Genomic DNA, 12,405 nt, shown 5'->3' on the forward strand with positions numbered 1-12,405 from the left:
GCCGGGAGCCGCTCAAGCCGCTATCCAGGACGCTGAACCACAGCCACGTTGATTGTGCTGCGCAGCCTGAAGCCGATGGATTCGTACAGCTTTATCGCAGCGGCATTGCTGGCGTAAGCGTGGAGGTATGGCAGCTCCCCGCGCGCGAGAATCTGGTTGGACACGAACTGGGACAGCAGCCGGCCAAGGCCGCCGCCGCGGAAGTCCGGGTGGGAGCAGACGCCGCTGAGTTCGGTGTAACCAGGCTGCTTCATGCGCTCGCCGGCCATCGCCACCAGCCGGCCTTCGACCTTCACGCCCCAGAAATCGCCAAGGCTCCGCGCCTTGAGCGAAAACGGGCCGGGCCTAGTGAGCGACGCGAGCGCCAGCATCTCGCCCGCGTCGTTCTCGTCCAGGCGCTGGATGCGCGCGTCCGACACGGCCGGCAATGGCGCCTCGGCGACCATCTGCACGGCGTCGGCTTTCGAGACGACCGACAGACCCGCCGGGAGAAGAACCTCGTCCGCCTGAGCCATGATGACGCTTTCGCCCGGGGCGACCAGCGCCCCGAACGCCCGAAGGCTTTCGGCGTCGTCGGCAGCGGTGGACGCGAAAGGAACGATCGAGGCGGGATAGCGCCTGGCGAGACTGCCGCCCTCGGCGAAGGCGCGATGGCACGTGTCGAGCGCGCTCCAGACGGGACGGTCGAGTATGTGTTTCATCGCGCCGCGGCCTTTTCCACCCGACGGGCAAGCGGCGCGGCGGCAAGACCGTCCTCGATTGCCGCCAGTTGCTCGAGAAGCGGCCCGGAAAGGCCTGAGCACAAATCCGCGACGGCGCGCTCGATGCGGGGCCAGGCATCGCGCTTGGCGGCATCGACCAGCTGTTGGCCGCCGCTTGTAAGGGAAACTACCCGGCGCCGCTGGTCGTCATTCGCCCGGATGACCTCGACCAGACCGATATCGGCCAGCAGCGACACGCTCCGCGTCACCCCCGGCTGCGTGACGCCAAGCGATTGCGCCAGTTCGCCCACCGGCAAGGGTCCCAACCTGTCGAGCGCGGCGAGCAGTGGGTACTGGCTCGACTGGACCCGAACCTCCAGACCTTCGAGCAGGCGCTGCGTATCGGCCTGCAATTGCTCGCCTATGCGCTTCAGCCGGCTGCCCAGGCAGAGATAGCCAAGAGACCGCAGGACGTCTTCCATTCTTGAATCCATTCCGCCTAAAACTGTAACATGTTATATAACATGGCATGCGAATGGTCAAGCCACGCCTGCCGCCGGGTCGATTTCCAGGATTCTGACTCAGCCCGGCGCGCCGGATAGGGAGCCGGCGATCCGCCCGGCAATCGCCTTGCCCAATATGGCGGCATTGGCGAAGCAGCCGCGAATGCTCGGCCGCATGCCGGTAAACCACAGGCCGGGCAGTTTCGGGTCGGCGTCGCTACCGTTGAAGAGCGGAACGCCTTTCGCGTCGAGTACGCCGAGATTGCCGACCATGCGCTCCAGCCCGGTGCGGTAGCCCGTCGCCGCAATGACGATATCGGGATCGATCTGGCTGCCATTGGCCAGGATCACGCCTTCGGCGGTGAATTCCCGGACCATCGGCACCACGGTGATCTTGCCCGATTTGATGGCATTGACGGCGCCGTCATCGGCGGCGATCGCGGTATAGTCCGAGGTCAGGCGGCTGGCGCCGCCAGACGGCGCGGGCGGCATGCCGAATTTGGTGAGATCGCCGAAAACCAGGCGCTGTGTCACGGCCATCACCGCATCGGCGAGGCGCAACGGCAGTCGCGCCATGAATGGCGAGAGCCGGTGCACGGCGATCTTGCCGACGCGCTTGGGGAGAAGGGCTGGGCCGTTGCGGGCCGACAGCCAGACAGCGGCGGTATCGATTCCCGCCAGATGATTGAGGGCGTCGAAGCCCGAATTGCCGGCGCCGACGACCAGCACCTTCTTGCCGGCATAGGCCTGGGCATCGCCAAAATCAGCCGAATGGATGATCCGGCCCGCGAACGCCTGCATGCCCTTCCATTGCGGCGTGTAGGGCTCCCGGTCGCGGCCGGTGGCAACGACGACATGACGCGCCAGGCGCGTGCCGGCGCTGGTGCGCACGATCCAGTGGTCGCCCCCGGACACGATGGCCTCGACGGAAACGCCAAACTCCACCGGCAAACGGTTCGCCTCATGGAAATCGCTCATATGGCGGATGACGACATCCCGATGCGGAAAAGCGGGGGTGCCCTTGGGATAGACAAGGCCGGGCAGCGCCGAGAGATCGCGGTGGGTGTTGAGGTGCAGCTGCACGTGGCGCCGGCGCCAGGGCTCGGCCAGCCGGCTTTCCTTCTCCAGGATCGCCGTCGCCACGCCGGCCTTCATCAATGCCTGCGCGACGGCCAGTCCGGCGGCGCCGGCGCCAATGACGATTGCAGGCTCGACCGTCGACAGCTGCTCCATCACGGTCCCGGATGTCGTATCAGTCATTCACTTTCGAATCCCATTTGCTCCTGCGGCAAGCCCCAAAGGCTCGCAGGCCGCTGTAACAGTTTGATCGCGCGCAGGCCCCGAACGCTAATCGACGCGGATTTTCCGGGTCTGCACCAAGCCGCGGTCTCGCCCGAGAGCGCTCCACCGCCTGGCAGAACAGCCCGGTCGCGCAACAGCGGCCAAAAACACCGACATGAAACAGTTGCCCGCTTCTGTCCGAATACGTCCAGCCCTATATGGCATATCAGCGGCTTCGGCGATAATCAGGTCGCGGCAATGTGATTGATTCGAGGTCCGGGGAGTGGCGGACCTCTTCCGACGGCGGAATTCGAACCCGTAACCCATTCGGCTTCCCGCCAGAAATCAAGGCGCCACGGCGGTCTTGCTTGCCATTCAAGGCATGCGACGCCGCAGACGGCACGCGGAATCCTCGACCATGCCCTCCTTGCGGATCTATTTCGACAAAATCCTCGAGGGCGTCTCGCCCAAGGTCGAGCGGCTGGCGCTGACGCATGTCGAACGGCTGGCGCTGGTTCGCCGCCATGGCGACTTCTCGCTCGCCTATTCCACCGCCGTGCAGCCCAAGCTTTCCTATTTCGGCGACGGCGACGGCTACATCGCCTTCGGCACCAAGATGAAGCATCATTTCGCCCTTGGCGACCCGGTGGCGGCTCCGGCCCGCCGGACCGACATGATCAGGCGCTTCGTCGAGGCGGCGGGCAATCCGTGGTTCGTGCAGGTCGGCGCGGAAACCGCACATGTGCTGGCCGGGCTCGGCTACAAGGTCAACCGGCTGGGTATCGACACCCGCCTGCAGCTGCCCGAGCATGATTTTTCCGGCAAGCGCAACGAAACGGTGCGTTATTCCGAGCGCTGGCTGCTGAAGAAAGGCTTTTCGTTCGAGGAGGACAAACGCACGATCCACCTCGACGAGATTGCCCGCCTCTCGCAAAACTGGCGCGGCGACCGCATCGTCAAGCGCTGGGAGATGGGTTTCCTCAACCGTCCGTTTTACGACCAGCTCGGCAGCGACATGCGCCGTTTCGTCCTGCACGGTCCCGATGGCGACCTTGTCGCCCTGCTCGACTTCGATCCGATGTTCGCCGACGGCAAGGTGACCGGCTACACCACCGCCTTCAAGCGCAAGCATGTCGATGCCTCGCCGCATGCCGAGATCGGCCTGACCAAATTCGCCGTCGACCGGTTTCGCGAGGAGGGCATTTCGGTGGTGACGCTCGGCCTGTCGCCGCTGGTCGATGTCGGCCCGAGCGGATTTGCCGAAAGCGCGTTCTGGCGCAACACTTTCCAGCGCGCCTACGATTCACCCTGGGTCAACCGCCGCCGGTTCAACCTGCAGGGCCAGGCGGCGTTCAAGCGCCGCTTCCACGGCGCGGAAGAGCCGGTCTATATCGCCTTCCGCCAGGGAAGCTATATCGAGATGCTGGGGTTGCTGAGGCTGGTCAAGGCGATCTAGGTCTGCCGATATTCAGGTGAGGCCGGCCTGCAAATGGCAGCTTCCTGCGCTTCCGGTGCTCACGTACAAAAGGTACGCTCCGCTCCGGTTCTCGGAAGCCGCCATTTTCGACTCGGCCTGACCTGAATCTCAACAGATCTCGGCCGCGTTTCCGAGCGCCTTCGCCGCGTCAGTTCCGCAGCCGATATCCGGTCTTGAAGATCCAGGCGACGATGGCGATGCAGACGGCCAGGAAAACCAGCGTCATGCCGAGGCTGACGCCGACCGAGACATCGGCCTTGCCGTAAAAACTCCAGCGGAAGCCGCTGATCAAGTACACGACCGGGTTGAACAGCGTGATCGTCTTCCAGACGCCGGGCAGCATGTGGATCGAATAGAAGCTGCCGCCGAGGAAGGTGAGTGGCGTGACGATCAAGAGCGGAACCAGCTGCAATTGCTCGAAACTCTTCGCCCAGATGCCGATGATGAACCCGAACAGGCTGAAGGTCACCGCCGTCAAGACCAGGAAGGAGAGCATCCAGAACGGATGTTCGATATGCAACGGCACGAACAGCGAGGCGGTGGCCAGGATGATCAAGCCAAGAATGATCGACTTGGTGGCCGCACCGCCGACATAGGCGATGACGATCTCCAGATAAGAGACCGGCGCCGACAAAAGTTCGTAGATCGAGCCGACGAATTTCGGGAAATAGATGGCGAAGGAGGCGTTGGAGATCGACTGCGTCAACAGCGACAGCATGATCAGCCCCGGCACGATGAAGGCGCCATAGCTGATGCCGTCGATCTCGGTGATGCGCGACCCGATGGCCGAGCCGAAGACGACGAAATACAGCGATGTCGAGATAACTGGCGAGATGATGCTCTGCAGCACGGTGCGGAAGGCACGCGCCATCTCGACCCGGTAGATCGCCCAGACTGCACGCAGGTTCATGGCTCTCTCCTCACCAGATTGACGAAGATCTCCTCGAGCGAACTGTTTTGCGTGTCGATGTCGCGGAACTGGATGCCTGATGCCTCGAGGTCGCGGATCAGCGAGGCGACGCCCGGCCGCTCGGCCTGGTTGTCATAGGTGTAGGTCAACTGCCCGCCGTCGGGCGACAGCTCCAGCGCATAGCGTGAAAAGGCTTCCGGAATGGCGGTCAGCGGATTGCGCAGCTCCAGCACCAGCCGCTTGCGGCCGAGCTTGCGCATCAGTTCGGCCTTGTTCTCGACCAGGATGATCTCGCCTCGGTTGATGACGCCGACGCGGTCGGCCATTGCCTCGGCCTCCTCGATATAGTGCGTGGTGAGGATGATGGTGACCCCATCCTCGCGCAGCCGGCGCACCATCTCCCACATGTCCTGGCGCAATTCGACGTCGACGCCGGCGGTCGGCTCGTCGAGGAACAGGATGCGCGGCTCGTGCGACAGCGCCTTGGCGATCATCAGCCGCCGCTTCATGCCGCCCGACAGGGTGATCGCCTTGGCATCCTTCTTCTCCCACAGCGACAGATCGCGCAGCACCTTCTCGACGAAGGCGGGGTTGGCCGGCTTGCCGAACAGGCCGCGGCTGTAGGAGACGGTCGCCCAGACGCTCTCGAAGGCGTCGATGGTCAGTTCCTGCGGCACCAGCCCGATCAGGCTGCGCGCGGCGCGGTAATCCTTGTTGATGTCGTGGCCGTCGACAGTGACGGTACCGGTCGAGCGGTTGACGATGCCGCAGACGATCGAGATCAGCGTCGTCTTGCCGGCCCCGTTCGGCCCGAGCAGCGCAAAGATCTCGCCGCGGTCGATGTCGAGATTGACTTCCTTGAGCGCGGTGAAGCCGGTGGCGTAGGTCTTGGAGACCCCGGAAATGGACAGAATGGAGGGCATGGCTGAAAACGGCTGCCTGAAAGAGGTCCCCTCATATAGGCCTGTTGTCGTCGCGTGCAACCAGAAGTCATTGGTGCTGCTGACAGTTCTAGACAGTCGCCGAGGTCATCGGCTGGTATGCCGGACTTTGAAGCGGTAAGGACCTGGCAAGCGACAAAATTGTCCTTGTGGCGTTCAGCCTCGCGGCGGGACGCCGCTTTGACCATCTTGCCCAACGAGCATACGGTGGGCCATTAGCAGCAGCCGGAGCCCGCCATGGACCCGCTCATACTGTCGCGCATGCAGTTCGGCGCGAATATCTCGTTTCATATCCTTTTTCCGACGATCACCATCGCCCTGGGCTGGGTGCTGCTGTTCTTCAAGCTACGCTACAACGCGACCAACGATTCCGCCTGGATGCGCGCCTATTTCACCTGGGTGAAGGTGTTCGCGCTGTCATTTGCCATGGGCGTGGTTTCAGGCGTCACCATGAGCTTCCAGTTCGGCACCAACTGGCCGGGCTACATGGAGCATGTCGGCAACATCGCCGGACCGCTGCTCGCTTACGAGATCCTCACCGCCTTCTTCCTCGAAGCGGCCTTTCTCGGCATCATGCTGTTCGGCTTCCGCCGCGTCTCCAACCGCGTCCACACGCTGGCGACGGTGCTGGTGGCCGGCGGCACGACGGTATCGGCGTTCTGGATCATCGCGCTCAATTCCTGGATGCAGACGCCGGCCGGCTTCGAGATGCGTGACGGCGTCGCACACGCCGTCGACTGGTGGGCAATCGTCTTCAACCCGTCCATGCCCTACCGGCTCGTTCACATGCTGCTTGCCTCGGGCCTCACCGTATCGTTCCTGATCGCCGGCCTGTCTGCGCTGCGCTACCTCAAGGGCGACCGTTCGGAATCGATGTGGAAGGCGCTTCGCACCGGCGTCTTCACCGCCGCGATCCTGATCCCGATCCAGATCCTGGCCGGCGACCAGCACGGACTGAACACGCTGGAACACCAGCCGCAGAAGATCGCCGCCATGGAGGCCAACTGGAACACCGGCCCCAACGTGCCGCTGGTGCTGTTCGCGCTACCCGACGAGGCGGCCAAGGAAAACAGATTCGAGGTCGCGATCCCCGATGGGGCAAGCCTTATCTTGCGACACAGTACCGACGGCGTGGTGCCCGGCCTGAACGACTATCCGGGCAACCATCCGCCGGTCTTTCCGCTCTTCTGGAGCTTCCGGATCATGGTCGGCACCGGCCTGCTGATGCTCGCCGTCTCGTGGTCGGCGGCCTTCTTCCTCAAGCGCCGGCATGCGCTGCCCAAGCCCCTCGCCATGCTGATGGTGCCGATGGCGCTGTCGGGCTGGCTGGCGACACTGGCCGGCTGGTACACGACCGAGATCGGCCGCCAGCCCTGGCTGGTGACGGGCGTGCTGAAGACCGCCGACGCCGTCGGCCCGGTGGCGGGCAGCCATGTCGCGCTGACGCTCGCCATCTACCTCATCCTCTACGTGCTGTTGCTGATCGCCTATCTCGGCGTGCTGGTGCATCTGGCGCTGAAGGCGGCGAAGGATGGCGACACCTCACCGCTGCCGGGGGTGATGAAGGCGGCGCTTTCACAGCCGGCGGCAGGAGAGTGACATGAGCTTAGACTGGCCAACGGCCATGCCGCTGATCTTTGCCGGCCTGATGGGCCTAGCCATCCTGATCTACGTCATTCTCGACGGTTTCGACCTCGGCATCGGCATCCTGTTCGCCATGGCGGAAGATACCGAGCAGGACACGATGATCGCGGCGATCGGCCCGTTCTGGGATGCCAACGAGACCTGGCTGGTGCTGGCCGTCGGCCTGCTGCTGGTCGCCTTTCCCCTGGCGCATGGCGTCATTCTCACCGCGCTCTACCTGCCGGCCTTCGTGCTTCTGGTCGGGTTGATCCTGCGCGGCGTAGCCTTCGATTTCCGCGCCAAGGTGCCGGCCGGCAAGAAGCATCGCTGGAACCGCATTTTCTTCCTGGGTTCGGTCATCGCCTCGCTGGCGCAAGGCTATATGCTCGGCGTCTATGTGCTCGGCCTGGATGTCGGCCTGGGCGGCATGGCGTTCGGTGCGCTGGTGGCGCTCTGCCTGGCAGCGGCCTATGCGGCGATGGGTGCCGCCTGGGTGATCTACAAGACCGAGGGCGAGTTGCAGAAGAAAGCCGTGCGCTGGCTGCGCACGGCACTGGTGCTGACCGCGCTCGGCATGGCGGCGGTATCGCTGGCAACGCCCTTCGCCAGCCCGCGCATCTTCGAGAGATGGTTCGTCTGGCCGGAAATGCTGTATCTCTCGCCGCTGCCGATCCTGTCGGCGCTGTTGTTCCTGTGGCTGTGGCGGCAGACCTTCCATCTGCCCAAGCCCGATGACCGCCATTCGCTGATGCCGTTCCTGACGCTGGCCGCCATCTTCGCGCTAGGCTTTGCCGGCCTCGCCTGGTCGTTCTACCCCTATGTGGTGCCCGACAAGCTGACCATCTGGCAGGCAGCCTCGGCGACGGAGAGCCTCGCCATCATCCTGGCCGGCACCGTGGTGGTGCTGCCGATCATCATCTTCTATTCGTTCTATGCCTACCGGGTGTTCGGCGGCAAGGCGACGGATCTCACCTACGACTGATGCGAGGCCGGTCGTTCAGATCAGCCCCGAGTCACGTGCGGCAGCCGTAGCCTCGCCGCGCGAAACGGCGTCGAGCTTGCCCAGCACCGCCGAGACATGGTGATCGACCGTCTTGGGCGAAATGGCGAGATGCTCGGCGATGCGCTTGTTGGACAGGCCGCGCTCGATCAGCTGCAGCACTTCCATCTGGCGCTGGGTGAGGCCGGCACTGTTGGCGCGGGTGGTGCGGCGCGGTCCCCGGGCAATGCGGATGACGCCGTTCTGCCGCATGATGTCGCGCACATGGCCGGCGACCGGCCGGGCGCCGAGCGCCTCGAGGATCTCCAGCGCCATGCGCTGCGCGGCCTCGTCGCCCTGGGCGAGCGCCAGCGCGCGTTCGTAAGGGGCGTCGAGTTCAGCCCAGGCGGTAGCCGCCCCCCGCCAGTCTCCAGCCAGCAGCAGCCGATAGGGCGCGGCCATGCCCGATGTGTCGCCCGGGTCGATGCCGGGCGCCAGCAGCCGGCGCCAGACGGCCAGTTCGGCAAAGACCGCGCGTGTCGGCGACAGGCTTTCGGCAAGTGCGATCAGCCGCAGCGCCTCGTCCTCGTCCGCCTCCCCGAGCCAGGCCCGCTCGGCAACTACCGAAGCATAGGGCAACAGGCGCTGCAGCTCGGCTCCCCTTTCCAGAAATTGCTTCATCTCCTGCAGAAGCGGCTCGGCGGAGGGATCGCCACGACGCACCCGCAGCCGCGACAGAGCCACCAGGGCAGGATAGCGCACCAGGGCGGTCGCCCCGTCGTTGGCAATCACATCCAGCGCTTCAGCGGCCGCCTCATCCCAGCATCCCTGACGCAGCAACAACTGCGCCCGCACACCGCGCATGTAATCGCGCCACGTCGCCAGGTCGTTCTCGACGCAATAGTCGATGCCGCGATCGAGAAAAGATTGCGCCTGGCTGTAGCCAAGCTGGTTCATTTCACCACAGGCGCAATTGGTGAAGGCGCGGGCCGCATGCTCCTGGAAATTCTGCTCGAGCGCGATTTCCAGGCTGCGGGCAAGATGCAGCCGGCTTGAGTCCAGGTCCAGCCACTGCTCGGCGGCGCCGACATTGTTGAGAGCATGGCAGACGACTTCCGGCCTGTTCAACCGTTCGGCGAGCTCGATCGCCCTGGCGCCCAGCGACAGGGTCTCGTCAAGCCTTTCGGCCAGCATCGCCAGTTGCGAAAGGTTGGAATAGGCCATGGCAAGCTCGGCACTGGCCGGGACAGTCTCCAGCAACGTGACCGCCTGGGCGCCGAACATGTCGGCGTCCCGCCGGTCGCCCAGCAGATAGGCGAAGCGCGACAGGCATCTGAGGCTGTCACCTTCCTTCAGCGTGTTGCCCAGCGCCTGTCGCAGGACACGCGCCTGTTGCTGCGCCTTGACGGCCTCGTCGATGCGCGCGATCAGGTGGCACTCGAACGCATAGTGCTCGTATAGGCCGGCGCGCTCTTCCTCAGGCAAGGTATCGGCCTGGCGCAAGGCAACCTCATAGTAGCCGGCGGCGTCGCGATGGGCGCCGACACGCGAGGCCTCCCGCGCCGCGATCGGCGCGAACTCGCGTACCGCCTCCAGATTATGCGCTTCCACCGCGTGATGGACGAGGCGCGCGGTGGCGACACCGCTGTTTTCGAGCAGCGCCGACAGCGCGCGCTGGTTGAACATTCGCCTGGAACTCGTCGTCAGCATCATCTCGATGGCGCGGCGCGCGATCTCGTGCCGGAAGGCGTAGCCGTCGCCCAGATCGTCAAGCAGCCCGTTCGAAACACATTCCGCGAGCTGACCGGCGGCCGCCACGCCACACAGGCCCTGCAACGCCCAGGCATCGGCACGCCTGGGGAACACCGACACCGCGTCGAGCATCGAGCGGGCGCCGGCCGACAGCCGTTCGGCCCGCGCAACGACGGCGTCGCGCACGCTGGCGGGTGGCGTCATCTCATTGTCGGCGCACAAAAGCTCGGTGACGAAGAAAGCATTGCCGGCCGTCGCCCGATAGATGGCATCACCATCGCGGCCGGCGGCAATGGCGAGCGACAACACCGCGGCCTCGCTCAGCAGCGGCACGTCGATCCGCACGATGTTGCCGACGGGAATTTCGCCGAGTGCGCGGCGCACACGCATCTGACCTTCGCTGCGGTCGGTGCGCGCCGTCAGCACGAGCAGGATGTGGGTGTTGGCGATGCGGCGGCCGAGAAAGCGGACGAAATCGAGCGTCGCGTCATCCGCCCAATGCAGGTCCTCGATGATCAGAAGCGTCGGCTGCGTCCTTGCCTCGAAGACTTCGAGCGCGTCGGAAAACAAGGGCAGCCGCTGTCCCTGCCGGGCATCAATTGCCTGCGGCATCGCCCACTGCGCCTCGCGGGCGAGATCGTAGAGCGGGCCGAGCGGATCGGGAATCGCCAGATCCTCGCAGGCGCTGCGGAATATGCGCACGCCGTCGCTGGCCACGCCGACGAAAGCCTCGACAAGCGCCGACTTGCCGGCGCCCGCCTCGCCAGATAGCGCCGCCACATGGCCGCAGCCACGCGTGGCCGCCGCGAGAAGTCCATCCAGCTGCTCCAGCTGGGCCTGCCGTTCCAGAAGCATCGTCATTCGCTCAACAGGGATAGTGTCTGGGCGCATCCCTGGACGTCCGCCACGAGCGTCCGGGATGATGACCGGCAATGTGCCCCTCTCCACATTTCGGTGCCATCTACCACACAACGCCGCCATTATAGGTAATCTTCCAACAAAAAATAGGGAAAGGCTCCGATGCGCGTCCTTGGCGAGCATGATCATTGTCCAGCCGCGCTCAAATCGAGCGTGAATCAATGGAAAAGGGAAACTTGATATGCCTCGCTATGTGGTACAACGCACATTTCCTGACGGTCTCAGCGTACCGATGAACGATGTCGGGGCCGACGCGCTGGGCGGCGTCATCATGCGCAACGCCGAGAAGGGCGTCACCTGGGTGCAGTCCTTCGTCTCACCCGACAAGAAGCACTCATTCTGCATCTATGATGCGCCTTCGCCCGAGGCGATCCGCAGCACGGCGCAGAAGAATTCGCTGCCGGTCGACAAGATCACGGAGGTGCGGGTCCTTGACCCTTACTTTTATCGTTGATCCCCTCCATGAACATCAAACGGTCCCTGGCGGCGATGGCGACTTGTCTGACGACCCGGCCAGCGAGGTGCTGGCGGCTTCGAGACCAGTCGGAAGAGGCCCGTTACTGGGCTGGGTTCTCCGGCGGATTGCCTCGCTGCAGTTCGCACCATTGCGCAAGAGCCGGCGCCGGTTGCCTCCGCAGGACGACTATCTGAGGCGCGACATCGGCCTGCCGGATCTCGAAGAGCTGCCGCAATACTGGGACTTCACCCGATACGACTGACACGCGTGACACGCGGCCATCGACTTCGCGGCGGCGGGGGCGGCCGCTCGCGGGCACCATCAACAACGAGGAGAGAAAATGAACATCCATCTATGGACCAAGCACCTCATCAACCTGTCGATCCTGTCGATCGCGGCCACGGCGGCGAACGCCGATACGGGCAGGCTGGATGAGAAGGTGCGGACAGCCAATAGCCGTTTCGAGAATGTGGCGATGGCCACCAAGGAAGGCTATGCGCCGATCCCTTGCGCCAGCGGCATCGCCGGCGGCGCCATGGGCATCCATTACGTCAACGCGGCCTACCTGAAGGATGACGCCGTCGATCTGGCAAAGCCGGAGGCCGTCATGTACGAGCCGATGGCTGACGGCAAGCTCAAGCTGGTGGCCGTCGAATACATCACCTCGAAAGGTCCGGCCTCGCTGGAAGGGCAGCTGTTCAACTTCAACAGTGCCCCCAACCGTTACGGCCTCGGCGCTTTCTACGAGCTGCATGTCTGGGCCTGGAAGAAAAACCCGACCGGCACCTTCGCCGACATGAATCCCGACGTGTCGTGCGAAGCGATGAAGGCCATGTAGGCGCAAATCTCCTCCCTCAGAGGGG

At 64.4% G+C, this 12,405-nt stretch carries 12 protein-coding genes; 6 read left to right on the forward strand and 6 right to left on the reverse strand.

Features of this window, described 5'->3' with window-relative positions; translation table 11 throughout:
* Positions 1 to 20: 20 nt before the first annotated feature.
* From EB233_RS04085 to EB233_RS04095, 3 genes are all read right to left on the reverse strand, one after another.
* Positions 21 to 701, reverse strand: a complete 681-nt coding sequence (locus tag EB233_RS04085) for a GNAT family N-acetyltransferase (protein WP_064990885.1) — start codon at positions 699 to 701, stop codon at positions 21 to 23.
* Complete coding sequence (locus EB233_RS04090; protein ID WP_064990886.1) at positions 698 to 1,183, reverse strand: MarR family winged helix-turn-helix transcriptional regulator; 486 nt, start codon at positions 1,181 to 1,183, stop codon at positions 698 to 700. The genes EB233_RS04085 and EB233_RS04090 overlap by 4 nt, the downstream gene beginning before the upstream one ends.
* A 99-nt stretch (positions 1,184 to 1,282) precedes the next feature.
* Positions 1,283 to 2,464, reverse strand: coding sequence for a flavin-containing monooxygenase (locus EB233_RS04095; protein WP_064990887.1), 1,182 nt, complete (start codon positions 2,462 to 2,464; stop codon positions 1,283 to 1,285).
* Positions 2,465 to 2,903: 439 nt separating this feature from the next.
* On the opposite strand from EB233_RS04095, the gene EB233_RS04100 reads away from it, so the two are divergent.
* Positions 2,904 to 3,941, forward strand: a complete 1,038-nt coding sequence (locus EB233_RS04100) for a phosphatidylglycerol lysyltransferase domain-containing protein (RefSeq protein ID WP_064991219.1) — start codon at positions 2,904 to 2,906, stop codon at positions 3,939 to 3,941.
* Positions 3,942 to 4,110: 169 nt separating this feature from the next.
* Here EB233_RS04100 and EB233_RS04105 read toward each other — a convergent pair whose 3' ends face one another.
* Both EB233_RS04105 and EB233_RS04110 read right to left on the reverse strand, forming a co-directional pair.
* A complete protein-coding gene (locus EB233_RS04105; RefSeq protein WP_064990888.1) occupies positions 4,111 to 4,872 on the reverse strand; it encodes an ABC transporter permease in 762 nt (253 codons plus the stop codon).
* Complete coding sequence (locus EB233_RS04110) at positions 4,869 to 5,795, reverse strand: ABC transporter ATP-binding protein (RefSeq protein WP_027054889.1); 927 nt, start codon at positions 5,793 to 5,795, stop codon at positions 4,869 to 4,871. The genes EB233_RS04105 and EB233_RS04110 overlap by 4 nt, the downstream gene beginning before the upstream one ends.
* Positions 5,796 to 6,050: 255 nt before the next feature.
* Between EB233_RS04110 and EB233_RS04115 the strand changes: the two genes are divergently transcribed.
* Complete coding sequence (locus tag EB233_RS04115) at positions 6,051 to 7,412, forward strand: cytochrome ubiquinol oxidase subunit I (RefSeq protein ID WP_027054888.1); 1,362 nt, start codon at positions 6,051 to 6,053, stop codon at positions 7,410 to 7,412.
* A gap of 1 nt (position 7,413) precedes the next feature.
* A complete protein-coding gene (locus EB233_RS04120) occupies positions 7,414 to 8,418 on the forward strand; it encodes a cytochrome d ubiquinol oxidase subunit II (RefSeq protein ID WP_064990889.1) in 1,005 nt (334 codons plus the stop codon).
* 15 nt (positions 8,419 to 8,433) lie between these two features.
* Here EB233_RS04120 and EB233_RS04125 read toward each other — a convergent pair whose 3' ends face one another.
* Positions 8,434 to 11,028 carry an ATP-binding protein gene (locus EB233_RS04125; RefSeq protein ID WP_244277750.1) on the reverse strand — a complete coding sequence of 865 codons (2,595 nt, stop codon included), beginning with the start codon at positions 11,026 to 11,028 and terminating at the stop codon, positions 8,434 to 8,436.
* A gap of 238 nt (positions 11,029 to 11,266) precedes the next feature.
* Here EB233_RS04125 and EB233_RS04130 point away from each other — a divergent pair, with 238 nt between their 5' ends.
* The 3 genes from EB233_RS04130 (at position 11,267) to EB233_RS04140 (ending at position 12,380) form a co-directional block, all read left to right on the forward strand.
* Positions 11,267 to 11,539, forward strand: coding sequence for a DUF4242 domain-containing protein (locus tag EB233_RS04130; protein WP_027054885.1), 273 nt, complete (start codon positions 11,267 to 11,269; stop codon positions 11,537 to 11,539).
* Positions 11,517 to 11,804: a hypothetical protein gene (locus EB233_RS04135; protein ID WP_027054884.1), complete on the forward strand. Its 288-nt coding sequence runs from the start codon at positions 11,517 to 11,519 to the stop codon at positions 11,802 to 11,804. The genes EB233_RS04130 and EB233_RS04135 overlap by 23 nt, the downstream gene beginning before the upstream one ends.
* Positions 11,805 to 11,882: 78 nt before the next feature.
* The gene (locus EB233_RS04140) at positions 11,883 to 12,380 is read left to right on the forward strand and encodes a hypothetical protein (protein WP_064990890.1); all 498 of its coding nucleotides are present in this window, start codon (positions 11,883 to 11,885) and stop codon (positions 12,378 to 12,380) included.
* Positions 12,381 to 12,405: the final 25 nt, after the last annotated feature.

The sequence above is a fragment of the Mesorhizobium erdmanii genome (assembly GCF_013170725.1).
Taxonomy (GTDB): domain Bacteria; phylum Pseudomonadota; class Alphaproteobacteria; order Rhizobiales; family Rhizobiaceae; genus Mesorhizobium; species Mesorhizobium erdmanii.

Bases quoted from the DNA above. Each gene is read 5' to 3' on its own strand.
- EB233_RS04125 (WP_244277750.1), bottom strand. From the start codon at position 11,028: ATGACGATGCTTCTGGAACGGCAGGCCCAGCTGGAGCAGCTGGATGGA.
- EB233_RS04085 (WP_064990885.1), bottom strand. From the start codon at position 701: ATGAAACACATACTCGACCGTCCCGTCTGGAGCGCGCTCGACACGTGC.
- EB233_RS04115 (WP_027054888.1), top strand. From the start codon at position 6,051: ATGGACCCGCTCATACTGTCGCGCATGCAGTTCGGCGCGAATATCTCG.
- EB233_RS04140 (WP_064990890.1), top strand. From the start codon at position 11,883: ATGAACATCCATCTATGGACCAAGCACCTCATCAACCTGTCGATCCTG.
- EB233_RS04120 (WP_064990889.1), top strand. From the start codon at position 7,414: ATGAGCTTAGACTGGCCAACGGCCATGCCGCTGATCTTTGCCGGCCTG.
- EB233_RS04090 (WP_064990886.1), bottom strand. From the start codon at position 1,183: ATGGAAGACGTCCTGCGGTCTCTTGGCTATCTCTGCCTGGGCAGCCGG.
- EB233_RS04130 (WP_027054885.1), top strand. From the start codon at position 11,267: ATGCCTCGCTATGTGGTACAACGCACATTTCCTGACGGTCTCAGCGTA.
- EB233_RS04100 (WP_064991219.1), top strand. From the start codon at position 2,904: ATGCCCTCCTTGCGGATCTATTTCGACAAAATCCTCGAGGGCGTCTCG.
- EB233_RS04105 (WP_064990888.1), bottom strand. From the start codon at position 4,872: ATGAACCTGCGTGCAGTCTGGGCGATCTACCGGGTCGAGATGGCGCGT.
- EB233_RS04095 (WP_064990887.1), bottom strand. From the start codon at position 2,464: ATGACTGATACGACATCCGGGACCGTGATGGAGCAGCTGTCGACGGTC.
- EB233_RS04110 (WP_027054889.1), bottom strand. From the start codon at position 5,795: ATGCCCTCCATTCTGTCCATTTCCGGGGTCTCCAAGACCTACGCCACC.